At 39.7% G+C, this 22,895-nt stretch carries 21 protein-coding genes; 6 read left to right on the top strand and 15 right to left on the bottom strand.

Going from position 1 to position 22,895, the window contains the following annotated elements; translation table 11 throughout:
• Nucleotides 1–133: 133 nt before the first annotated feature.
• A complete protein-coding gene (serS, locus tag A9500_RS00505) occupies nucleotides 134–1,423 on the bottom strand; it encodes a serine--tRNA ligase (RefSeq protein WP_065243503.1) in 1,290 nt (429 codons plus the stop codon).
• A gap of 238 nt (nucleotides 1,424–1,661) precedes the next feature.
• Here serS and A9500_RS00500 point away from each other — a divergent pair, with 238 nt between their 5' ends.
• Nucleotides 1,662–1,880: a YdcH family protein gene (locus A9500_RS00500; protein WP_049357594.1), complete on the top strand. Its 219-nt coding sequence runs from the start codon at nucleotides 1,662–1,664 to the stop codon at nucleotides 1,878–1,880.
• Nucleotides 1,881–1,931: 51 nt separating this feature from the next.
• Here the strand turns inward: A9500_RS00500 and A9500_RS00495 are convergent, their stop codons facing one another.
• Both A9500_RS00495 and A9500_RS00490 read right to left on the bottom strand, forming a co-directional pair.
• The gene (locus A9500_RS00495; RefSeq protein ID WP_065243502.1) at nucleotides 1,932–2,810 is read right to left on the bottom strand and encodes a DMT family transporter; all 879 of its coding nucleotides are present in this window, start codon (nucleotides 2,808–2,810) and stop codon (nucleotides 1,932–1,934) included.
• Nucleotides 2,810–3,610, bottom strand: coding sequence for a hypothetical protein (locus tag A9500_RS00490; RefSeq protein ID WP_065243501.1), 801 nt, complete (start codon nucleotides 3,608–3,610; stop codon nucleotides 2,810–2,812). Before A9500_RS00490 ends, A9500_RS00495 begins: the two co-directional genes overlap by 1 nt.
• Before the next feature lie 133 nt (nucleotides 3,611–3,743).
• Here A9500_RS00490 and A9500_RS00485 point away from each other — a divergent pair, with 133 nt between their 5' ends.
• Entirely contained in the window at nucleotides 3,744–4,406 is a 663-nt protein-coding gene (locus A9500_RS00485; RefSeq protein ID WP_065243500.1) for a trimeric intracellular cation channel family protein, read from the top strand.
• 15 nt (nucleotides 4,407–4,421) lie between these two features.
• A complete protein-coding gene (gene proA / locus A9500_RS00480; RefSeq protein ID WP_065243499.1) occupies nucleotides 4,422–5,675 on the top strand; it encodes a glutamate-5-semialdehyde dehydrogenase in 1,254 nt (417 codons plus the stop codon).
• Between the two features lie 66 nt (nucleotides 5,676–5,741).
• Here the strand turns inward: proA and A9500_RS00475 are convergent, their stop codons facing one another.
• The 10 genes from A9500_RS00475 to seqA all read right to left on the bottom strand — a co-directional run bounded on the left by A9500_RS00475 (nucleotide 5,742) and on the right by seqA (nucleotide 18,587).
• Nucleotides 5,742–6,590, bottom strand: coding sequence for a DUF808 domain-containing protein (locus A9500_RS00475; RefSeq protein ID WP_065243498.1), 849 nt, complete (start codon nucleotides 6,588–6,590; stop codon nucleotides 5,742–5,744).
• A 39-nt stretch (nucleotides 6,591–6,629) separates the two neighbouring features.
• Nucleotides 6,630–8,789 (bottom strand): DNA polymerase III subunit gamma/tau, encoded by a 2,160-nt coding sequence (gene dnaX, locus A9500_RS00470; protein ID WP_065243497.1) that lies wholly within the window; start codon nucleotides 8,787–8,789, stop codon nucleotides 6,630–6,632.
• Nucleotides 8,790–8,805: 16 nt separating this feature from the next.
• A complete protein-coding gene (gene apt, locus A9500_RS00465) occupies nucleotides 8,806–9,348 on the bottom strand; it encodes an adenine phosphoribosyltransferase (RefSeq protein WP_065243496.1) in 543 nt (180 codons plus the stop codon).
• 113 nt (nucleotides 9,349–9,461) lie between these two features.
• On the bottom strand, nucleotides 9,462–10,421 hold the full coding sequence (gene lpxM, locus A9500_RS00460; protein WP_065243495.1) for a lauroyl-Kdo(2)-lipid IV(A) myristoyltransferase: 960 nt from the start codon (nucleotides 10,419–10,421) through the stop codon (nucleotides 9,462–9,464).
• 9 nt (nucleotides 10,422–10,430) lie between these two features.
• A complete protein-coding gene (locus A9500_RS00455; protein WP_065243494.1) occupies nucleotides 10,431–11,198 on the bottom strand; it encodes a TSUP family transporter in 768 nt (255 codons plus the stop codon).
• Nucleotides 11,199–11,208: 10 nt separating this feature from the next.
• Nucleotides 11,209–12,081, bottom strand: coding sequence for a penicillin-insensitive murein endopeptidase (mepA, locus tag A9500_RS00450; protein WP_065243493.1), 873 nt, complete (start codon nucleotides 12,079–12,081; stop codon nucleotides 11,209–11,211).
• Between the two features lie 63 nt (nucleotides 12,082–12,144).
• On the bottom strand, nucleotides 12,145–13,218 hold the full coding sequence (gene aroC, locus A9500_RS00445; RefSeq protein ID WP_065243492.1) for a chorismate synthase: 1,074 nt from the start codon (nucleotides 13,216–13,218) through the stop codon (nucleotides 12,145–12,147).
• Between the two features lie 15 nt (nucleotides 13,219–13,233).
• Nucleotides 13,234–16,575, bottom strand: coding sequence for a mechanosensitive channel MscK (mscK, locus tag A9500_RS00440; RefSeq protein WP_065243491.1), 3,342 nt, complete (start codon nucleotides 16,573–16,575; stop codon nucleotides 13,234–13,236).
• 13 nt (nucleotides 16,576–16,588) lie between these two features.
• A complete protein-coding gene (menE, locus tag A9500_RS00435; RefSeq protein ID WP_065243490.1) occupies nucleotides 16,589–17,941 on the bottom strand; it encodes an o-succinylbenzoate--CoA ligase in 1,353 nt (450 codons plus the stop codon).
• 4 nt (nucleotides 17,942–17,945) lie between these two features.
• A complete protein-coding gene (gene seqA / locus A9500_RS00430) occupies nucleotides 17,946–18,587 on the bottom strand; it encodes a replication initiation negative regulator SeqA (RefSeq protein WP_065243489.1) in 642 nt (213 codons plus the stop codon).
• A gap of 70 nt (nucleotides 18,588–18,657) precedes the next feature.
• Here seqA and A9500_RS00425 point away from each other — a divergent pair, with 70 nt between their 5' ends.
• The 3 genes from A9500_RS00425 to fur all read left to right on the top strand — a co-directional run bounded on the left by A9500_RS00425 (nucleotide 18,658) and on the right by fur (nucleotide 20,560).
• Nucleotides 18,658–19,443 carry an alpha/beta fold hydrolase gene (locus A9500_RS00425; protein ID WP_065243488.1) on the top strand — a complete coding sequence of 262 codons (786 nt, stop codon included), beginning with the start codon at nucleotides 18,658–18,660 and terminating at the stop codon, nucleotides 19,441–19,443.
• Nucleotides 19,444–19,567: 124 nt separating this feature from the next.
• A complete protein-coding gene (gene fldA / locus A9500_RS00420; RefSeq protein ID WP_065243487.1) occupies nucleotides 19,568–20,092 on the top strand; it encodes a flavodoxin FldA in 525 nt (174 codons plus the stop codon).
• Between the two features lie 33 nt (nucleotides 20,093–20,125).
• Complete coding sequence (gene fur / locus A9500_RS00415; protein ID WP_049366031.1) at nucleotides 20,126–20,560, top strand: ferric iron uptake transcriptional regulator; 435 nt, start codon at nucleotides 20,126–20,128, stop codon at nucleotides 20,558–20,560.
• A 106-nt stretch (nucleotides 20,561–20,666) separates the two neighbouring features.
• On the opposite strand, the gene argG is transcribed toward fur, so the two are convergent.
• Nucleotides 20,667–22,001: an argininosuccinate synthase gene (argG, locus tag A9500_RS00410; RefSeq protein WP_065243486.1), complete on the bottom strand. Its 1,335-nt coding sequence runs from the start codon at nucleotides 21,999–22,001 to the stop codon at nucleotides 20,667–20,669.
• Between the two features lie 51 nt (nucleotides 22,002–22,052).
• Nucleotides 22,053–22,883 (bottom strand): NAD(P)-dependent oxidoreductase, encoded by an 831-nt coding sequence (locus A9500_RS00405; RefSeq protein ID WP_065243485.1) that lies wholly within the window; start codon nucleotides 22,881–22,883, stop codon nucleotides 22,053–22,055.
• Between the last annotated feature and the right edge of the window lie 12 nt (nucleotides 22,884–22,895).

Here is a 22,895-nt window from a genome sequence, read left to right as displayed (position 1 = left end):
CTTATTATATTACCTATAAATGCATGAATATTGATGTGGATTTATCTCAAAGACTAGAATAAAAATCTCATTGCTCTAAATGAAAGAAAGGGCTAATAAACATTAGCCCTAAATTGAATTAATATATTGTTGATTATTTGCAGATCACTTCTAATCCGCCCATGTAAGGACGTAATACTTCTGGCACAGTAATTGAGCCGTCTGCGTTTTGATAGTTCTCAAGCACGGCCACTAATGTACGGCCTACCGCTAAACCAGAGCCGTTTAATGTGTGCACTAAGCGAGTTTTCTTATCCCCTTTCGCTTTGCAACGTGCTTGCATACGACGGGCTTGGAAATCCCACATATTTGAGCAAGAAGAAATCTCACGATAAGTATTTTGTGCAGGCACCCACACTTCTAAGTCGTAAGTTTTGCAAGAACCAAAGCCCATATCACCGGTACAAAGTAAGACTTTACGATATGGTAGATTTAAAAGTTGTAATACTTTTTCTGCATGGCCTGTTAATTCTTCAAGCGCTTCCATAGATTTATCTGGATCGACGATTTGTACCATTTCCACTTTATCGAATTGGTGCATACGAATTAAACCACGGGTATCACGACCATAAGATCCTGCTTCAGAACGGAAACATGGTGTATGTGCAGTCATTTTGATTGGCAAATCTGCTTCATCAACAATCACATCACGTACAAGGTTAGTAACCGGCACTTCCGCTGTTGGAATTAATGCATAAGGTTGTTCGCCTTCTAACGCTAAAGTATGAAATAAATCTTCACCGAATTTTGGTAATTGACCTGTACCATAAAGAGTCGCATGGTTGACTAAATAAGGTACATAAGCTTCTAAATAACCATGTTGTTCGGTATGAAGATCCAGCATAAATTGCGCTAATGCACGGTGCATTTTAGCAATTTGACCTTTCATCACCGCAAAGCGCGCACCCGCTAATTTAGCTCCGGCGGCAAAATCTAAGCCATTGGCATCTTCACCTAATGAGACGTGATCTTTGATCTCAAAATCAAATGTACGCGGTGTACCCCAACGTAAAATTTCTTTATTTTCAGTGTCATCTTTACCTAATGGCACTTCATCCGCAGGGATGTTTGGAATGCTTAACGCAATTTGATTGATTTCTGCTAACACGGCATCAAGTTGAGTTTTCGCTTCGTTAAGCTGTTCACCCATGTTATCCACTTCGGCCAATAATGGCGCAATGTCTTCACCACGTGCTTTTGCTGCACCAATAGCTTTGGAACGCGCGTTACGCTCGGCTTGTAATGTTTCAGTTTTGACTTGTAAATCTTTGCGTTGTTCTTCTAATGCGGTAAGTTTTTCCGTATCAAGAATAAAGTTACGTTTTACTTTTAATTTTTCTGCTACTTCAGCCAGATTATTACGGAGTAAATTTGGATCGATCATTGGAATTCCCTATTTTTCATTATGAAACAGATACCTTTATTCTAGCGCGCTTTCGCCAAATAAACCAGTTAAAAGCCTGATTTTTCTTTTATTAACTCTTTCAAAAACATCAAATTTTATGACCGCACTTGGCCATAATTTAATTTTGTGATCTCTGTCAAATTCTGAGAATGAGACACTAGAAACAGCAAAAAAAAGTTCTATAATGAAAATGAACGTTAACCAAGAGGAGTAACCTATGTTTCCTGAATTTCGCGATTTAATCACTAAGCTTAAAAACAAAGATGCTTATTTCGATCGCTTGTTTGAAAAACACAATGCATTAGACCAAGAGATCAAAAATAAGATCGATAACATAGAACTCGCAACTCATACGGAAATTGAGAACTTGAAAAAAGAAAAATTACGGATTAAAGACGAGCTCTATCAATACTTGAAAAAGAAAGCAGCTGAGTAATTGGTTTAATGTAAAGACAAAGTGCGGTGAAATTTACCGCACTTTTTTATTTTAAGAGGTTTTGCTTTTTTGAGAGCCAAGATAAATTGCGACTAATGTCAGCACTGCACCCGCCCATTGCCAATGATTGATGGGCTTATCCAAGCCAAAATAATCAATCACAAGCGCCACCACCGGTTCAGAAAGAAGCAATAAACCCGTTAAGCCTAACGATAAATAAGGGATTGTATAAGCAATCATGCCCCAAGCGACACATTGCATCACCGCGCCATAAATGAAGACCAATCCCCAATCGGCGAAGTTGGTCGGATAAAGATTATCAGGATTAAAAATTAGTGAAGGAATAATTAAGATGAAGGCTCCACTCAAACTTAGAATAAACATTAACGAAAATAAAGCAGTGGGTTCTTCTTCGTACACTTTTTTAATCATAACCATTGAGGCTGCAAGCAAGCCAGCAGAAATGAGCCCAATGATAATGCCGTACATGCCTTCAAAATTATGCTGTAGCTCTTCCCCTGATATTAAGACAACACCAACAACGGCTAAAAAAAGGCTTAGCATTTGTAGTTTAGTTTGGCGTTCGCCAAAGAAAAAATAGCCAATTGCTGCCAAAAAGAAAATCTGCAGGCTATTCAACAAGGTTGAAATGCCTGGCCCTACGGCATATACACTTTCATGCCAAAAGGATAAATCAAAGGCTAAAAAAATGCCGGCTAATACAGCATACATCATTGCTTTACGGCTTTTTGGAAAACGCTGTCTTTTTAATTTCATTAAAAACCAGAAAATAAAAGAGGCAATAAGTAAGCGCCAAAATGCAATGGCATAACCACCTACTGGTACAAACTTCACAATTAGGCTTCCTAAACCGAATAGCACGCAGCCCGCGACTAACATCGGGGCGGCATAAGATTTTATTTTATCCATTAAATAAACATCGCCCAGACAGCCAAACTCGCTGCTATAAAGAACAATATGAGTAAGCTGTTATAGCTGAGTTTCCATTTATTCACACTATGTAAAAGCAGAATGCCCGCTATCACTAAGTGAAGCAGAAAATAAATGCCGTATGCCCAAGCACTGGCAAAACGGACCGCACTTACACCTTGATAAATAATAAAAATCAGAACTGCCAATGCATTAAGGGCAAGCAGTAAAATCATCAATAACGGCAGTAACGCAATGAAACCTTGCAGACGATTACGAGAAACAGATAGGCATAAATTCGCTAACAATACGCCCATCACCGCTTGCGCCAATAGATTATATTGCACGAAATTTGGTGTTGGATTGCCGAAGAAAATCATCAAATAGGCAATTACACCAAATCCACTCACCAAAGATGCCATTAAGAGAAAACCACGGCGAGCGACTTCATCTTTAGGTTGTTTCCATACTGCATATACGGCAGATAATCCAGATAAGCTAACAATATCAGTTATCACGTAATGATGTGGTGAGGCCAGGCTCATCCCTAACCAAATGAACCAATAAAGCGCAAAACAAACATTTGCTTTGATTAAACGTCCACGCTGCCCTGGACAAATTTCTCCTTTAATAAAGGCAACCAAACAAAGCAATTGGGCGATCAGCACACCAAAGGCTAAATGGGGAATCAGTTTTTCAGCAAGTTGCAAAGCTTCTACAAAAAACTCGATCATTAATAGCAACCCAATTGGCAATATCGCAAGAAATGCGGCCAAGGGTTTGGATTGTTCTTCTGACATAAAATTCTCGATTAGAAAAAGAAGGCGTCATTATGCCAAAATTTATGGCTTTTTTTAATGGCTTTCGTGCATTTTGGCTCATTCCCTTTTAAAATAAGCAAAATGATAACCGCACTTTAGGAACTACAAAAAAATGCTATTAAGCGTACTTTATATTATTGGAATTACCGCCGAAGGAATTACTGGCGCATTAGCCGCTGGACGAGAAAAAATGGATATTTTCGGGGTAATTATTATCGCCTGCGTGACGGCGATTGGCGGAGGTACAGTACGCGATGTATTACTAGGGCACTACCCTGTTGGCTGGGTTAAACATCCTGAATATTTCATCATGGTAGCTGGTGCGGCTGTATTAACGGTTTTTATTGCGCCCTTCATCAAACATTTTATGCGCTACTTTCGCACGATTTTCTTGGTGTTAGATGCTTTAGGATTAATCGTGTATTCCATTATCGGTGCGCAGATTGCTATTGATATGGGTTATGGCTTTACCGTGACATCCATTGCGGCAACCGTGACAGGGGCATTTGGTGGTGTATTACGTGATTTACTTTGTAACCGCATTCCTCTTGTATTCCAAAAAGAACTTTATGCTAGCGTGTCATTCTTCTCTGCCGCCATGTATATGGCATTACAACACCTTCAAGTAGAACACACGCTTTCAATTTTACTTACGTTATTCAGCGGTTTTTCACTGCGTTTACTTGCAGTTCGATTTGGTTGGGGATTACCCGTTTTCGATTTCCAAGAGCAAGAAGATGAAACTCATGATAAATTACCGAAGAAAACGAAATAATTCAAAGGAATAATTATGTTAGAACAAATGGGCAAACAGGCCAAAGATGCAGCCTTTATTTTAGCGCAGTTAAACACCACTGAAAAAAATCATGCACTTAGTATCATTGCGGAACAATTAGAACAACAAGCGGAGCGTATTCTAGCCGCAAATCAAAAAGATATTGAAATCGCAAAACAAAACGGTTTATCTGAAGCCTTAATTGATCGCCTCTTATTAACCGAAGATCGCCTAAAAGGCATTGCGAATGATGTACGCCATGTGATTTCGCTCGCCGATCCAGTGGGAAAAATTATTGATGGGGGCACCTTAGATAGCGGATTAAAAATTGAACGCGTTCGTACACCGCTTGGCGTGATTGGTACCATTTACGAAGCACGTCCCAATGTCACCATTGATGTAGCGAGCCTTTGCTTAAAAACCGGTAATGCCGTGATTTTACGTGGAGGAAAAGAAACGCAACATTCCAACCAAATTTTAGTAGAAGTGGTACAAAATGCTCTTGAACAAGCGGGATTACCACGCCATGCAGTCCAAGCTATTACGGATCCAAATCGTGAACTTGTGATGCAACTACTTAAATTGGATCGCTACGTGGATATGATTATCCCTCGTGGCGGAGCAGGTTTACATGAGCTTTGTAAACAACACTCTACCATTCCAGTGATTGTCGGTGGTGTGGGTGTTTGCCATATTTTTGTAGAAGAAAGCGCTGACCAAGAAAAAGCCCTAGCGGTAATTGCTAATGCAAAATGCCAACGTCCAAGCACATGTAATACGTTGGAAACGCTTTTAGTTCAACGCTCGATTGCAGAAACCTTCCTACCAAAACTCGCGAAATATTTAGCCGAGAAAAAAGTAAAATTCCATGCAAAATCGACCGCACTTTCTATTCTTCAAGCTGCAAATGTCGATGTGCAAGAAGTGACTGAACAAGCATTACGCCAGGAATGGGGCTCATTGGATCTCAATGTTGTGGTGGTTGAAGATATGGATGCGGCAATTGCTCACATTCGTGAATATGGCACACAACATTCAGAAAGTATCTTGACGGAAAATCAACGACTAGCCACGCAATTTATCAATCAAGTAGATGCGGCAGCCGTGTATGTTAATGCAAGTACTCGATTCACCGATGGCGGACAATTTGGTTTAGGTGCAGAAGTGGCGGTAAGTACCCAAAAACTTCACGCACGTGGCCCAATGGGATTAGAAGCCTTAACCAGTTATAAATGGGTCTGTGTCGGCGATTACACTTCTCGTAAATAATCTATTTCGCCCATAAAAAAACCGCACCTTGAAACAATCAAAGTGCGGTTATTTTTTATCTCGTTTTTAGTGTTTACCAAATAATTTCATTACGGGTAATACAATCGCACAAGCAATCGCGCCTACAATCACACCCACGACTAACGTCGCCACATTACCAAGTAAACCATCTGCTAATTGATAATCAGCGAGCAAATGATGAATGAAATCCACATTATGTACGAAAATACCGCCACCGACTAAGAACATCGCAAGTGTACCGATAAAACTAAGTGAACGCATAAATTTTGGCATAATCACTAAAATTGCATTTCCGATTGACTTCGCCACACCACCTTTTTTGATAAGGTATAAACCGAAATCATCCGCTCTAACAATCAATGCGACTAAGCCATAAACAAAAATAGTAATTCCGATACCGACTATCGAAAGGGAAATAATGCGAGTCAGCAAGCTCGCTTCGGTTAATTCGCCCAATGCAATGATAATAATTTCAGCGGAAAGAATAAAATCGGTACGAATTGCCCCTTTAATTTTAGCGGCTTCATTAAAGGTTGTTTTTTCTTCGTGCTCTTCATGAGCAATAAATTTATGTAGAATTTTCTCTACACCTTCAAAACATAAATACGCTCCACCAATCATCAGAAGTGGCACGATCAACCAAGGTAAAAATGCAGAAAGCAGTAAAGCAATTGGAATTAAAATGACTTTATTGACTAAGGATCCTTTGGTGACTGCCCAAACAATGGGTAATTCACGATCGGAAGATGCCCCTGTTACCTGATTAGCATTTAAGGCTAAGTCATCGCCTACTACGCCAACGGTTTTCTTGGCTGCTATTTTGGTCATCAAGGCGACATCATCAAGAATCGATGCAATGTCATCAATAAGAGTAAAAAGAGAGCTAAACGCCATATTTTTCCTTTATAAAGTTAAAATTTAGAGAAACGAGTTTTAAACTGGTCGAATGCTTTCAACATCCAACTTCGCATCAAACTCTTTTTGTAATAAAAGCAGTTTTTTATCTTGCTGTAAATCCGTACGCGCCTGTTCACGCAAGTCTTGATAAACTTTTTTGCGGTAATCCATCGGGGTTAAAACATCGGAATCTTCAACAAAAATCGACAATTTGACTGGCTTTTCATATAAACGTTCAAGATGCTCCAGTAAATTTTTAATATTTCGATCTTGTTTTAAATGGGCTTTTTCAGAATGAAGCCCGAGTTGAATTTCATCTTCTGTTTGCGACTTAATAAAGCAATTTAATGCCAACTCTTTTGAAAAGCCAATCACGCCAGAACGTTCGACAATATCCGCCCAAGGATCTTGTTTTTGCGTAATTTGAATAATTTTCTCACGCAATTCTGGTGTCACATCTTTCAACATTGCCTGTTTAATATCAGAAGGACGCACACCACTATCTACTTTGGCTAAATCCGGATTACTCCACTCCCAACGGTAGGTTTCCGCATCGAGAATTTCTTGCTCTTCCGCATCCATTTCAGCATTGTCATCAATGGTATTTTCCACCGTTTCAATACCTTGCTTTAACTCGTCAGCCTGTTGAGTCATTGGATTTAGTACCGCTACTTTCGTTTGCGTAGCTTTCGTTTGCGCAGCTTTCGGTGGTGTCATCTCTCGCACAGGAAGTGCGGTCATTTTTGGCGAATTTTTTTGCTCATCTAACTCTTTGAGGTGATGCAAGGTTTCTTCCACTGCGGCTTGCTGTTCATCATGATGATGCTGGCGCTCTGATTGCTCAATTTTCGTTAATTGATTCAATGCCTCTAGCGCAGCAAGGCTGGCTAAATTAAATGAAGATGAGGTTTGAGTGGAAACAGGTTGAGAAGTTGAAGAATGCACAGCCGCTGATTGAACCATTGGCTTTTGCACTTGTGCAGAATAATTTGCTTTGATGTTTTGCGACAGCACCGGCATATCCACATAACCAGAAACAGGCTGATTTTCAACCGCACTTTTCTGTGTATTTTGTTCAGGGGATAGCCCGCCTTGTTTAGGCGTTTGTGCTGCCGTAAGGAACTTTGGGTGGAATGCCAATGCCCTCAATAATGTCATTTCTGCACCAATTCGACGATTTGGTGCTGAAGCCAATTCTTTTCGACCCGATACAATTACTTGATAGAAAAATTGTACGTCTTCCGGTGAAATATGTTTGGCCAGAAAACCTAAGTGATCGTTTTCATCGGTGGCATTTTTAGCAAGCAACTGCATTAAGGCAATTTGATGTAATTTCTCAGCTGTTTCTGCCAATAACTCATCCCAATCGCCCGCTTTTTCAGCCACCGTTTGGATAGTTTTCATTAAACGCTCACCGTTACCTTGATGTAAAGCGTAAATGATTTCAATCGGCTGATCTTCATCTAACAGCCCAAGCATGGTATTCACCACATCAGTGGAAACTTTACCATTTCCCATGGCTATCGCCTGATCCGTTAAACTTAAGCTATCACGAATACTACCCTGTGCCGCTTTGGCTAATTTATCCAATGCAGGCGTATCAAAAGGAATATTTTCGGCAGTAAGCACGCGATTAAGATGCGCTGAAATTTGCGGTTCATCTAATGCTTTAAGATGAAATTGCATACAACGGGATAAAATCGTAATCGGTAATTTTTGTGGATCCGTTGTAGCCAATAAGAATTTCACATATTCAGGCGGCTCTTCCAAGGTTTTTAACAACGCATTGAAAGAATGGCGAGAAAGCATATGGACTTCATCGATAAGATAGACTTTATAACGCCCTACTACCGGCTTATATTGCACATTGTCTAATAGCTCACGCGTATCCTCTACTTTGGTACGAGAAGCCGCATCGATTTCAATTAAATCAATAAAGTTGCCTGCTTCGATCGCTTTACAGTTTTCACATTCACCGCAAGGATCGGCAGTAATACCATTTACGCAGTTCAAGCCCTTCGCAAATAAACGAGCAATGGAGGTTTTACCTACGCCACGAGTGCCGGAAAATAAATAAGCATGATGTAAACGGTTTTCTTTTAAACCGTTTTCCAAAGCAGTGAGTACATGGCTTTGCCCCACTACTTCAGAAAAGTTTTTTGGTCGCCATTTTCTGGCTAAAACTTGGTAGCTCATTGCATCTCTTTAAAAATTAATGGCCTTCAAAATTCACTAATGTGTAGCAATCAATGCCTAAATCACGTAAGCGTTTTTCGCCCCCTAAATCTGGCAAATTAATTACAAAGGCAGCATGTTTCACTTCACCACCTAAACGTTGAACTAATTTCACGGTGGCTTCAACTGTCCCCCCTGTCGCCAATAAGTCATCAATGATTAACACGTTATCGCCTTGTGAAATGGCATCAGTGTGCAATTCAAGGGTGTCTTGACCGTATTCTAACTGATAAGACTGTGCAATCACTTCACGCGGTAATTTGCCCGGTTTACGAACGGGGATAAATGGCAAGCCTAATGCTAATGCAACTGGCGCACCAAAAATAAATCCACGTGACTCAGTACCAATGACTTTTGTGAGACCTTGATCTTTATACTTTTCAACGATCAAATCGATTGTGGCTTTGAAAGCTGCAGGCACTTCAAGCAAGCTCGTGATATCACGGAAAATGATGCCTTCTTTTGGATGATTTGGGATAGATTTGATAGAAGATTTGATTAATTCAAGTTGTTTGTTCATAAATAATTGCTCAAAAAAGAGTAAGAAAAAATCCTGTTTTTAGGCTCGCATTCTAGCATATAAAAATGCAAAAGTGCGGTGAATTTTGACCGCACTTTTGTAAATAAAATGAATTAATCTGGGTAAATATCTTCCCCGTCTTTTCGAGTACGAAGAAGCTGTAAAATCCAGACATATTGTTCGGGTGTTGGCGTAACGAAATACTCAATTTCTTCGTTCATCGCACGGGCTGATTGCTCAGGATCGTCGCTTAATTGCATCGGTGGGCGAATTTCCATTTCATATTTCCCACTCTTGGCGTTATAGCGAGGGAACATTGGAATAACCACCGCTTTCGCTAATTTTGCCATTTTGTTTAACCCAGGAAGCGTCGCCTTATAAGTAGCAAAGAAATCCACAAAGACACTTTGCTCGGCGCCAAAATCTTCATCAGGAAGATAATACCCCATTTGGCCTTGTTTGATGTGTGCTAAAAACGGCTTAATACCATTTTGGCGTGCATGCATTTTTCCACCAAAACGTTGACGCGCTAAAGTCCACAACCAGTCCACCAACGGATTTCGGTGCGGGTTATACATTGACGTCATCGGCATACCGTGTGTATGCAAAATAATGCCAGAGGCATCTATCGCCCAACCATGTGGCACCATCAAAATGATGTTATGCCCTTCGGCTTTGGCTTGTTTGATATGCTCAAGACCAATGAATTCACTGCGTTTTTGTAAATGTTTTTTAGAACGAATGGCAATTTCACCAATACCAAGCATGACTTGTGCGACCGTCACAAACATCTCTTCAATCACTTTTTCACGCTGCTCAGCCGTCCAATCTGGGAAACAGAGTTTCAAATTAATCTCGGCACGAATACGTGGTTTACCGATTTTTTTCGTCAGAGCACGAGCCAGTTTCTCGGCCATTTTATCGCGTAAACGAAATGGCACAAAAGCAAGTAACAAAAGCACAAAAATACCAAGCCAAATGCCCCAATTTTTCGGGTGCAAATATGACCATGAAAAATGTGGTTCATAGCCTGTTCGAGCCGTAATACGTAATTTTTTCTGAGAGTCTGTCATAATCAATCGTTAAAAATGAAACCAACCTTGATCATACGCCATTTTTATTGTCATGATAAATGACACTATCACCACCATCGGTCTAATTAATTGTTTGCCTTTTGCCATCACCATTTTGGCGCCTAAATTCGCACCAATCAGACTTCCTGCCATCATCACTAAACCGACAGTCCAAATGACATGCCCCCCAATAAAGAAGAAAATTAATGACGCAAAATTTGAGGTTAAATTCATCACTTTAGCATGTGCGGTGGCTTTGGTGAGATTAAATCCAAGCAATGTGACACAAGCCAAGTTCATTAATGAGCCTACACCTGGTCCAAAAAAACCATCATAAAAACCCAGCAATGAGCCAAAACATAATGCAAAAACAGCGTAAGAAATTCGTTGTTTGCGATCACTTTCGCCCAATTTAGGTGTCAATAAAAAGTATAAGCCGATCGCTAAAATAAGAAATGGAAGCCCTTTTTTAATTAATGTCGCATCTAAATTTTGAATGAGTAACGTACCAATCACCGAGCCAATAAAAATCATCAGTAAGATGAAAGAAAGCTCCGATAAATTGACCGCTCTTTTACGCAAAAAGTAAATACTTGCCGACAACGCGCCGCCAAAAGCTTGTAATTTATTTGTACCTAATGCCATGGCGGGTGGCATACCGGTCATTAACAAGGCGGGGATTGTAATTAAGCCTCCGCCACCTGCAATCGCATCAATAAATGCAGCAATAAAGGCTGCTGCAAAAAGCATAGCTAAAATATCAATCCCCAATTCCATGATTAAACTCCTACTCTAACCATTCGCTACTATTTGGCGAACTTAACACTTGCTGACATAAAAACGGTTCTGGTGGTGTCACTTTTGGTTTAGAAGAGCCTGAACCTGGTTTTGCGGGTTCAAACCAAGAATAAAGTTCATCGCCACAACCATCGCCTGCTGGTACAGGTGCTTGATCTTCACAATAAGCGGCATCTTTCGGACAAGCAATGCGCACGTGGAAATGTGAATCATGCCCAAACCATGGGCGAATTTTGTGTAACCACGCACGATCATCACCCGCAGTTTGACAAAGTTTTAATTTAATCGCGGGGTTCACAAAAATACGGGTCACTTGGGGATCTTGCGCAGCCAATTTAATTAAGGTTGCGTGATTGTTATTCCACACATTTTCATCAACACGTTGTGTTTGACGGTTCACCACAAGCAAGCCTTTTCCATCAGAATTTAACGCTTCACTGTCTGTCATGGTACCCATGCGCAACCAAATATCTGCGTCTAATCCCATTTGATGGCTTGCATGCCCCGTTAAGAATCGACCACCACCTGGCATAGCAATATCTCCAACTAACATCGTTGGTAAGCCTGCTGACTTCGCTTTTTGCCCAAGACGCTGTAAGTAGGCAATCATATCCGGATGACCATAATAGCGATTTTTATTCATACGAATGACTTGGTACCCCTCACCTTTATAAGGCAAAGGTTCAGCCCCAATAATACAACCATTCGAATAGCTACCAATTGGATTTGCCTTACCATCTGTTGCAGGAATTGGACGTTTAATTCGTTGCCAGTCTTGTGGCGAGGCTGTTGTTTGTAACGAGAAAAAAACGCTCCCTAAAACAACCGCAATTGAAAGTAATTTTGTTAAAGATTTATTCATAAGATTTCCTAAAACGAATTACCTTATCTTTAATAAAAGAAAAATAAGCTTAATTTAAAATAGTTATTTACACTGCGCCTTAAAACGCAATAAATGGTCGAGTAAAACAATTGCAACCATAGCCTCTGCAATGGGTACTGCACGAATACCCACACAAGGATCATGACGACCTTTTGTCACGACTTCTACGGGTTCTCCCTCTAAATTAATCGAGTGTCCTGGAATGGTAATACTGGATGTTGGTTTTAGTGCAATGGTCGCAATGATTGGCTGACCTGAGCTAATGCCCCCTAAAATACCGCCAGCATGGTTGCTTTCAAAACCATTTGGCGTCATTTCATCACGATGTTGACTGCCACGCTGTTCAACCACGGCAAAACCATCGCCAATTTCTACACCTTTAACGGCATTAATTCCCATTAACGCATGGGCTAAATCCGCATCAAGTCTATCAAAAACGGGCTCACCTAAACCAACAGGGACATTCTCTGCAATCATGGTTAGTTTGGCACCAATCGAATCCCCTTCTTTTTTCAATTCACGGATTAATTCATCAAATTTTTCGACCGCACTTTCATCTGGACAGAAAAATGGATTGCTATTCACTTTATCCCAATCAATTTTGCCGACAGTCTGTGGTGCAATCTTTACTTCGCCGATTTGGCTTAAAAAACCACGCACTTCAATACCAAACTGCTCACGTAGATATTTCTTCGCAATCGCACCCGCAGCAACACGCATGGCGGTTTCTCGTGCAGAAGAACGACCACCACCGCGATAATCACGAATACCGTATTTTTGTTGATAGGTAAAATCTGCATGCCCAGGACGGAAACGATCTTTGATATCGCCATAATCTTGTGAACGTTGATCACCATTTTTAATGATCATTCCAATGCTGGTACCGGTTGTTTTACCTTCAAATACCCCAGATAAAATCTGTACTTCATCGTTTTCACGACGCGGTGTGGTATAGCGTGATGTACCCGGTTTACGACGATCTAAATCAGGTTGAATATCGGCTTCCGATAATTCAAGATTCGGTGGCACACCATCAACGATGCAGCCTAATGCAATACCATGTGACTCCCCAAAGGTTGTCACACGAAAAAGTTGTCCGATAGTATTCCCTGCCATATTTTCTCTCTTTAATTAATGATTTTGGGCTAATTTTGCCACATCAATAAATGGAATTTCTTCGCCTGTATCTTTATTCTTAATAAAGATATCTAATTGATTGAATGCAATATCAATATTATTTTCTGCAAATAACTCATTCACACGGCGATTGAGTGCATCAAGCGTATCATTTCGCTCAGAGACTTGCCCTACATAAACACGTAATTCGTGATCTAATGTACTTGCCCCAAAGGTCAAGAATAATGCTCTTGGTTCTGGATCTTTTAAGACACTTGGTTGCTCATGCGCGGCTTGCAATAATAAGCGTTTCACTAAGTCTAAATCTGAACCATACGCCACACCAACGGAAACCACTAAACGAGTAACGGTATTAGACAATGCCCAGTTGATCACTTGACCTGTTACAAAGGACTTATTTGGCACAATCACTTCTTTTCGATCAGGATCAATCATGGTAATCGCACGAATACGGATTTTCGCCACCGTCCCTGTCACGCCATTAATTGTCACGGTATCGCCCACACGAATTGGACGTTCAAATAATAAAATGATACCCGAAACAAAGTTTGCAAAGATTTCTTGCATACCAAAACCGAGACCAACGGAAAGGGCTGCAAACAACCATTGTAATTTCGACCAAGACATCCCGAGTGTTGAGAATGCCCATGCACCACCCACTGCAACAAAGATATAGGTTAATAAGGTGGTAATGGTATAAGGTGTACCTTGTGAAAGTTTCACTCGAGAGAAGATTAATACTTCTAAAATACCCTGAATGTTACGCACTAAAATATAGGTAATCACGACAATGATTAATGCAACAATCAAGTTAAAGAGTGAGATGGTTTCTGTCACTACACCCGCTTCAGTCGTTGAAGTTTGCTGCCATAAGGTAATGTCTCGCAAGTAACTTACAACAGTGACTAAATCTGACCATACATAATAGAAGATGGCAAAAAGTGCGGTCCAAATAAAGAGATCGGCAAAGCGTAGTAACTGGCTACGCACTTCATTTAAGGCCAATCCCTCTTCTTGTTCGGTAATTACGACCACATCATCAGATGGTGAGCCATCATTTAAATCTTGTTGTTTTTGCTGACGCTTCTCTTGTAAACGACGATAAGCTAAACGTCTTGATGCTACTGTGACACCACGATAAATTGTATGACGCACCAACGACCACACAACCCATGCAATATAAGTATTAATAATATGTGTAATTAAGTTTAAGGCGGTGTAGTAATACCCTAAAGCAATTAACGCAATTAAAACAACAGGTACCAATTGCAATAAGATTCGCACAATCTTGAAAATGCTTCTATCACGCTTATCTGTTGTCGTTGAACTCAGTGATTTTTCAGTACGAATAAAACGTGGTGCAATAATTACAATGCAGAAAAGCAAGGCAACAATCGTATTAATTTCACCGAGGACATCATTGGCTAAGCCGGTATCCATGACATTACTGAAAATTGATGTATTCAGTAATAACACAACAGAAACAATAATACGTTTTGTGACGTCTTGCAGAGCAATCGCACTCTCTTTAGAAAAACCGAAATGGCGGACTAAAATACCATTCGGTCGAAGAGTGGATAAAACAAAACTAAAGAACCACCAATAGGCTGCCATGCGAAGTGACCATTCCCAAAATTCTTGTGGATTTTTCACCAAGAAAAAGCCCAACAATTGGCAAGCCGCTAAGAACCAAAGGGTGCCTGATAAAGATAAAAGTGCGGTATAAAATAACGCAAGAGGCGTATGCCATTGGCTATCCGAACGAAGCGTATTAATTTCGCCATTAATCACGCTCAAACGGTGTTTAATCGATTCTTTAAATTTGAAAATCAATCCACCAATCACAAACAAAATAAAGACATAAGTAAGTAAATACGGCAAATTATCAAAATTTGTCGGGAAGCCGATTTTCTTTCCAATGCCATCAAATTGTGCCTTGAGTGACATTGGCAGCTTTTTGATCCAATCTAAATTAATTGGATTGTTACTTTTTACCCAGAAACTTTGTTGATCAAGTTTAGACTGAATTTGATCACTGATTTGAGTAATCTGTTGTTGGGTTAGCTCTAAGGAAATTGCCAAATTCAACTGATTATTCAATGACTTAATCAAATCAGAGGCCACTTTTCGACGTTCTGTCAATAAACTGGCTAATTGTGCTTTTTCCGTAGGGGTAAAAGACTTATTTTCATCTTGCTCTATTTTACTGATATAGGCATCAATATCATAAAGCTCGTTACGTTTCTGAGTAATATCAAAGATCTTCACGCGCAAATCTGCGATTTGTTTTGAAAGCCCTTGAATATTTAAATTGGTTGGTAATTTTTGTTTTTGTTGTTGAATGATACGTGAAAGCACCAACGTTCCTTGCAAAGCACTAATTTGCTCATCAATGGTACGTTGGGTTTGAGTTAAATTGTCCAATACATTGCGCATACGCAATTCATCTTGCGTTAATGTATTCGTCTTCGCTGTTTGCTCAAGTAAATATTGGCTCAGCTGCGCATTCAGATCTAATTCTTTCTGAATAAATGGATTTTTTACAGCACTTTGACTTTGTTGTTGTACCTGTTCAACTTGGCTTTGTGTTTGCGCCAAATTCTTTTGGTTAATCGCTTCTTGAATGGCTGCAATTTGTTTCTGCTGTGCTTGTACACGTGCATTTAATAAGTCATAGCGGCTCTGGTAAAGAACCGTAAATTGGTCGCTATTTTTTAATAAAATTTGATTGTATGCATTTTTTAGCTCAATCAATTGCAACTCAAGTTGAATTTGCTGTTTTAAAAGTGCACTTATCGCTGGATCATTCAACTGCTGATTCAATACCTGAGTACGTTTAACATTGTCTGTCAGCGCAGTTTGAGCACGCTCTGATACTGAGCTCTGCCCTGCAAGTTGCGTATTCACTACACTTAATGAAGCTTGCGTCTCTTGTTGTTGGTTTGTCAGTTTCTCAAGCTGTGCCTGCAAAGTCGCTAAACTTTGTGAAGCATAATCGGTGTTATTTGGTGAGCTCAGCTGTTTTTTGAGATTTTGTAGATCGCTATTGTTCTTCTGAATTTCAGAATCTGCATCAATAAGCGTCTCTTGCAGCTCATTATTGCTTTTTTGCTGCGTTTGAATTTGTTGTAAGAAATCGAGTGACGCCTGAATTGTAGCCACTTTACTTGTTTTTTCATCACCATCCGGTAACTTTTCCGCCTCAGCTAATTCACTTTTAAGTGTTTTTTCAGTTGGTAAATCAGCATTATTCTCTGCCCAAACAGGCTGAGAAAGTGCCAGAGTAAAAACAAATGAAAGACCAAGTGCGGTCAAAACACGAGAGATTTTTTTCATTAAACTAACTTTCCTATTGTTGCGACAGCCAATCGGCGAGTGCTTTGCGAGAAATCTTTATTGCCCCTTGGATTAAATCCTGCGGGAGTTCATAGTAGGCAACGGGTTGCTTAAATCGTTCCAATCGCCCTTGTAAAAAAACATTGAGAGATTCAACCGCACTTTCATTAAACGGCATGTGAAATTCCACCAACGCCACGGGGCGTTGTCCAAATTCCTCATCACGTTTAGGTAAAACAAAGACTTGCTTCACCAAATCTGACTGTGCAATCACTTTTTCAATTTCTTCTGGTTGAATATTTTCACCGCCAGAAATAAACATATTATCCAATCGGCCTTGAATAACTAATTCGTCATCAAGCCATTGAGCTTTATCTTTTGTTTGGAACCAACCTTCTGCATTGGTGAGTGGAACAATATGTCCTTCTCGCCAATATCCCATGGCAAGTCCGGCTCCTTTTAGCCAAACTTCTTCATTCACTAACTTGAACTCTCGGCCAAGTAAAGGCTGTCCCACGCCTATTTTTCGATCCGATTGCTTAGCAAATACGGTAGAAGCCATTTCTGTCATGCCATAGCCTGAATAGCTTCGAACACCTAATTCATTTAACGCTTGGGTTAATTTTACGGGAATTTGTGTCCCACCTAATAACACGGCTTGCGTTTGGATAGGTTGAGGATGTTCTGCCAAATAATCAAACCAACGCTGTAATTGCGTTGGCACGAGAGAAACATGGGAAACCTCACCAATAGATTGATAAAAATCTTCTTTCGGTAGTACTAAGGTTGCTCCCGCATACAGCCAGCGCCACACAATCCCCTGTCCGGAAACATGATAAAGCGGTAAAGAAAGTAGCCATAATTGATCTTTGCTAAAATTCATTAAGGCACAAACGCCTTCCGCATTAGCTAAATGAGCAGCAATATTATGCACCACCGCTTTGGGCAAACCAGTTGAACCGGATGTGAGTGTCATCGTAGCGGCTTTTGTAAAATCAGCGTTATGTTCAGTTAATGATTCAGCAGCTAAATAACGAATATCTTCGGTTTGATAACAAAAATCCACGCCATATACTTGGCACAATTCAGCTACTTTTTCTTGAGGAAATGCTGGATTGATCCCTAAAACTTTTGCACCTAACTGAATGACCGCTAAATAGAGAAATAAGATCTGTTCTGAATTTTTACCACAAAAAGCAACCGCACTTTGCGCTGTCACACCTTGTTGTAAAAGAAAAGCTTCTACCTGGTTAATTTTCTCAGCAAGTTCTACCCAAGTAAAAGGATCGCCCTGCGAATTTCGCAACGCGATCTGATCTGCATACGCTGAATTTTGGGCAAATGCTTGCCAAGGTAATTTTTGCATTGACTTAGTTGCTAACAAAATAAGGGCGAACTTCGTCAATTAAATATTCCGGCAAATGCATAGATTGCATCGCCCCTTCTAGCATCAGCATCTTACGACCACTATTGGTATTAGTTATCACCCAATATGGTGTGTCAGGAATTTGTTTCGGTTTCGTGTGATTACCCGCCACTAGTAAAGTCCCTTCATCACGAGCAAAATACACACGAGTACGGCCTTGTAAGCTTTCAGTTGCCTGTGCAAAGCTTTCTGGATTGGTACGATAAAGCGTACGCAATATACTTAGAAAACGCACGACTGCTTTTGGCTCTTCTTTAAATTCAGCAGAATTCAAGAGTGCACGGACTTTATCAACAATATGATTAATTGCTTCATCCGATTGTTTCTTCACTACTTTTGGCGGCTCAACAGGTTCAACTTTTGGTTGAGATGCTTCGGTTGTTTTTTCCGTTAAAACAGTCTCAGAATGCACCACACTTTTTGCGTTTTCAGCTGATACATCTGATTCAAAGAAATCAACCTTGCTTGTTGCGTGAGCGGGTAAATTCAACAAACGGCGAAGAATATCAGACGCACTTTCTCCAATAGACTGAGTTTGTGCAGCAATGTATTGATATAATTCTTCATCAACTTCAATTATCTTCATTTTTTTCTCTCCGTTTGCTAAAATTTTCACCCATTATAACGATTTCTAACCAAATTCTCACGCAAAATATATGTCATCTTCCGAATTATTAAACTATCAATTTCATCAAACAAAACAAGCAATTAATTCACCTACCTTAGTTTTTATGCACGGCTTATTTGGGGATATGAATAATCTTGGTGTGATCGCTCGTGCATTTAGCGATAACTATAATATTTTACGTGTGGATTTACGCAATCATGGACAAAGTTTTCATTCAGAAACAATGAATTACGATGTCATGGCTGATGATGTATGGCAACTTATCGATCACCTTAAATTAGATAAAGTGATCTTAATTGGTCATTCAATGGGCGGAAAAACGGCAATGAAAATGACCGCACTTCAACCACATCGCGTGGAAAAATTGGTTGTCATTGATATTGCTCCAGTGGCAAATAGCAGTGCGGGACATGATGATGTGTTTCGTGGTTTGTTTGCAGTGAAAAAAGCGCAGCCACAAACTCGCCAACAGGCCAAACCGATTTTAGAAAGTGAAATTGCCGAGCCTAGCGTGGTACAGTTTATGTTGAAATCTTTTGAGCCGACTTCAAGTGAATATTTTCGTTTCAATTTGACCGCACTTTTTGAGCATTATGCAGAACTGATGGATTGGCAGGAAGTTTACGCTAATACGCCTACTCTCTTTATTAAAGGCGGGCTTTCATCTTATATTAAACCTGAATATACAGAAATTATTCTAAAACAATTCCCGAATGCGACCTCTTTCACTATCAATGGTTGTGGGCACTGGGTTCATGCGGAAAAACCAGATTTTGTGATACGTGCAATTGATAGGTTTCTAAATAAGAATTAATCGTTTTAAATGAGAATTATTCTATTCAAATGAGAATTCATTTGTGGTATAGTTCGCACAAATTGTAGGGCTTTGCCCCTAATTTTTTTCTATTCACCTAATTTTATTTCAAAAGGAAAGAACAATGGCAGTTGTCGGTTTATTTTACGGTAGTGACACAGGTAATACAGAAAACATTGCAAAAATGATTCAAAAACAATTAGGCAATGAATTAGTCGATATCCGTGACATTGCAAAAAGCACGAAAGAAGATATCGAAAGTTATGATTTTTTACTTTTCGGTATTCCTACTTGGTATTACGGTGAAGCACAAGCTGACTGGGATGATTTTTTTCCTACCTTAGAAGAAATTGATTTCACTGACAAGTTAGTCGGTATTTTTGGCTGTGGCGATCAGGAAGATTATGCTGATTACTTCTGTGATGCGATCGGTACAGTACGTGATATCGTTGAACCACGTGGCGCGATTATTGTAGGGAACTGGCCAACGGATGGTTATACCTTTGAATCCTCAAAGGCATTGTTAGATGATGGAAACTTTATCGGTTTATGTATTGATGAAGATCGTCAACCTGAACTTACTGCAGAGCGCGTAGAGAAATGGACAAAACAAATCTACGATGAAATGTGTTTAGCAGAATTAGCTTAACCATCTCTAATTTAGCAAATTTAAGGGAACATTATGTCTGAAGAAAACATCAAATTACTCAAAAAAGCAGGATTAAAAATTACTGAACCTCGGCTCACTATCCTTGCATTAATGCAAGAGCATAAACATGAACATTTCTCAGCTGAAGAAGTATATAAAATCTTGTTAGAGCAAGGCAGTGATATAGGCCTTGCAACTGTATATCGCGTGCTTAACCAATTTGATGAAGCGCATATTTTGATTCGCCATAATTTTGAAGGCAACAAATCTGTTTTTGAGCTTGCGCCAACAGAACACCACGATCACATTATCTGTGAAGATTGTGGCAAAGTATTTGAGTTTACTGATAATATTATTGAACAACGTCAAAAAGAAATCAGTGAACAACATGGCATCAAATTAAAAGCACACAGTTTATATCTCTACGGCAAATGTAGCGATATCAACAAATGTGAAGAGAAAAAATAATCTGTGCTAAAAAACAAAAACCTTAGGTTAAAACCTAAGGTTTTTTATTATTTCTACTAAAAGTGCGGTCAAAATCGACCGCACTTTTTATATTTAAGGGAGAAAATTATTTTTTACCTAATTGTGGTAAAACGGAATCTTTTCCTGCTGTTAATAGACCAACTTGAGAGTAGATACTTAATTTTCCGCGCGTATCCGCTACGTCTAAGTTACGCATAGTTAATTGACCAATACGATCGATTGGATCAAATGGTGCATTTTCCACTTTTTCCATACTTAAACGTTCAGCCGCATAAGTTAAGTTTGGTGATTCAGTATTTAAGATTGAATAGTCATTACCACGACGAAGTTCTAATGTCACTTCACCAGTCACCGCACGAGCGACCCAACGTTGTGCTGTTTCACGTAACATTAACGCTTGTGGATCAAACCAACGACCTTGGTATAACAAACGGCCTAAACGTAAACCGTTGATACGATATTGTTCAATAGTATCTTCATTATGAATACCCGTTACTAAACGTTCATAAGCGATATGGAATAATGCCATTCCCGGTGCTTCATAAATACCACGTGATTTTGCTTCAATAATACGGTTTTCAATTTGGTCTGACATGCCTAAACCGTGACGACCACCGATGCGATTTGCTTCTAAGAAAAGCTCCACCACGTTATCAAATGTTTTACCGTTTAATGCAACCGGCACACCCTCTTCAAAACGAACAGTCACCACTTCTGGTTTTACTTGAACATTTTCATCCCAAAATGCCACGCCCATAATTGGTTTCACAATTTTAATACCAGTGCTTAATTCTTCTAAGTCTTTCGCTTCGTGTGTCGCACCTAACATATTAGAGTCAGTTGAATACGCTTTTTCTACCGACATTTTGTAGTCAAAACCATTTGCGATTAAGAATTGTGACATTTCAAAACGACCGCCCAGCTCATCGATGAATTGTTGATCTAACCATGGTTTGTAAATTTTTAAATTTGGGTTGGTTAATAAGCCATAACGGTAAAAACGCTCAATATCGTTACCTTTGAAAGTTGAACCATCACCCCAGATATTCACATCATCTTCTTTCATGGCTGCAACAAGCATCGTACCTGTTACTGCGCGACCTAGTGGTGTGGTATTGAAATAGGTTGCTCCACCAGTAGAAATATGGAATGCACCACATTGAATAGCCGCAATCCCTTCATGGGCTAACTGCGCACGACAATCCACTAAACGCGCATTTTCCGCACCATATTCCATCGCTTTTTTGGGAATTGCATTGTAATCATCTTCATCTGGTTGACCTAAGTTTGCTGTATAAGCATAAGGTACTGCACCTTTTTGACGCATCCAAAGTAATGCCGCGCTGGTATCGAGCCCGCCTGAAAAAGCGATACCAACTTTTTGACCTTTAGGTAAATGTTGCAGAATCGTATTTGACATATTTTATTTCCTTCATTGTGGTTATGGTGAGTGAGTCTTTAAAAAGTGCGGTCAAAAATCACTGCGCTTTTCTAACATATCATCGGGATTTGGATAATGATAAGCGAAGCCTAAATCTCGACAAATTTTATCTGCCATAATGATTCGTTTCGGATCCGAATCACTACATTCAAATTGTGGTATGGATAAATCATAAAATACTGCTGCTTTTGTGTAATATTCTGCTCGAGTAGGATGAATTGGGGCACAAAGATGGTAAGTTCGCAATCCATTTGAATTCATGAGTAAGGCGGTAATAGCTTGAATACAATCCTCTAGATGCACCAAATTAACCGGTGAATAGCCCTGTTTTAAATTGCATTTTCCTGCTAAGAATTTAACCGGATGGCGCTGTTTACCAATTAATCCTGCAAGTCGAAGAATATCGCAATGAGATATTTCTGATCGGAATAAACACTGCTCGGCTTGTATCAGTGTTTTACCAATTTCTGTTTCAGCTGAAAGTTGAGAACTTTCATCGAATTGTCCCGAAATATCAGGAAAAACAGAAGTTGAACTGGTAAAAATCAAGTGCTGTACACCTTGTTTCTTTGCTTGATTAGATAAAAAAGCAAGATGTTCACAATACTGTTGAGAAGAAAAACGGCTAGGCGGTAAGGTGACAATGAGTGCATCCACATCAAAAAGAGATTGAATATTATCAGGCAAACTATTCATTTTTTCTGAAAAAGAAAAAGGATAAGCTTCAATGCCTAACCGATGCAATCGTTGAGCATCCTCAGCGGATTGTTTTGATCCTTTTACATACCAACCAAGCTCTTTTAAGTGCAGCGCCAGCGGTAAGCCTAACCAACCTAAACCAACTATCGCAACAGATTTCATTTTCTTTTATTC

The sequence above is a fragment of the Haemophilus sp. CCUG 60358 genome, from assembly GCF_001679485.1.
Taxonomy (GTDB): domain Bacteria; phylum Pseudomonadota; class Gammaproteobacteria; order Enterobacterales; family Pasteurellaceae; genus Haemophilus_D.
Note: the sequence above shows the minus strand (reverse complement) of the source record. Positions and strands in the feature narration are given on the sequence as shown.

Coding starts and splice junctions, on each gene's coding strand:
- serS (WP_065243503.1), bottom strand. CDS start 1,423: ATGATCGATCCAAATTTACTCCGTAATAATCTGGCTGAAGTAGCAGAA.
- A9500_RS00500 (WP_049357594.1), top strand. CDS start 1,662: ATGTTTCCTGAATTTCGCGATTTAATCACTAAGCTTAAAAACAAAGAT.
- A9500_RS00495 (WP_065243502.1), bottom strand. CDS start 2,810: ATGGATAAAATAAAATCTTATGCCGCCCCGATGTTAGTCGCGGGCTGC.
- A9500_RS00490 (WP_065243501.1), bottom strand. CDS start 3,610: ATGTCAGAAGAACAATCCAAACCCTTGGCCGCATTTCTTGCGATATTG.
- A9500_RS00485 (WP_065243500.1), top strand. CDS start 3,744: ATGCTATTAAGCGTACTTTATATTATTGGAATTACCGCCGAAGGAATT.
- proA (WP_065243499.1), top strand. CDS start 4,422: ATGTTAGAACAAATGGGCAAACAGGCCAAAGATGCAGCCTTTATTTTA.
- A9500_RS00475 (WP_065243498.1), bottom strand. CDS start 6,590: ATGGCGTTTAGCTCTCTTTTTACTCTTATTGATGACATTGCATCGATT.
- dnaX (WP_065243497.1), bottom strand. CDS start 8,789: ATGAGCTACCAAGTTTTAGCCAGAAAATGGCGACCAAAAAACTTTTCT.
- apt (WP_065243496.1), bottom strand. CDS start 9,348: ATGAACAAACAACTTGAATTAATCAAATCTTCTATCAAATCTATCCCA.
- lpxM (WP_065243495.1), bottom strand. CDS start 10,421: ATGACAGACTCTCAGAAAAAATTACGTATTACGGCTCGAACAGGCTAT.
- A9500_RS00455 (WP_065243494.1), bottom strand. CDS start 11,198: ATGGAATTGGGGATTGATATTTTAGCTATGCTTTTTGCAGCAGCCTTT.
- mepA (WP_065243493.1), bottom strand. CDS start 12,081: ATGAATAAATCTTTAACAAAATTACTTTCAATTGCGGTTGTTTTAGGG.
- aroC (WP_065243492.1), bottom strand. CDS start 13,218: ATGGCAGGGAATACTATCGGACAACTTTTTCGTGTGACAACCTTTGGG.
- mscK (WP_065243491.1), bottom strand. CDS start 16,575: ATGAAAAAAATCTCTCGTGTTTTGACCGCACTTGGTCTTTCATTTGTT.
- menE (WP_065243490.1), bottom strand. CDS start 17,941: ATGCAAAAATTACCTTGGCAAGCATTTGCCCAAAATTCAGCGTATGCA.
- seqA (WP_065243489.1), bottom strand. CDS start 18,587: ATGAAGATAATTGAAGTTGATGAAGAATTATATCAATACATTGCTGCA.
- A9500_RS00425 (WP_065243488.1), top strand. CDS start 18,658: ATGTCATCTTCCGAATTATTAAACTATCAATTTCATCAAACAAAACAA.
- fldA (WP_065243487.1), top strand. CDS start 19,568: ATGGCAGTTGTCGGTTTATTTTACGGTAGTGACACAGGTAATACAGAA.
- fur (WP_049366031.1), top strand. CDS start 20,126: ATGTCTGAAGAAAACATCAAATTACTCAAAAAAGCAGGATTAAAAATT.
- argG (WP_065243486.1), bottom strand. CDS start 22,001: ATGTCAAATACGATTCTGCAACATTTACCTAAAGGTCAAAAAGTTGGT.
- A9500_RS00405 (WP_065243485.1), bottom strand. CDS start 22,883: ATGAAATCTGTTGCGATAGTTGGTTTAGGTTGGTTAGGCTTACCGCTG.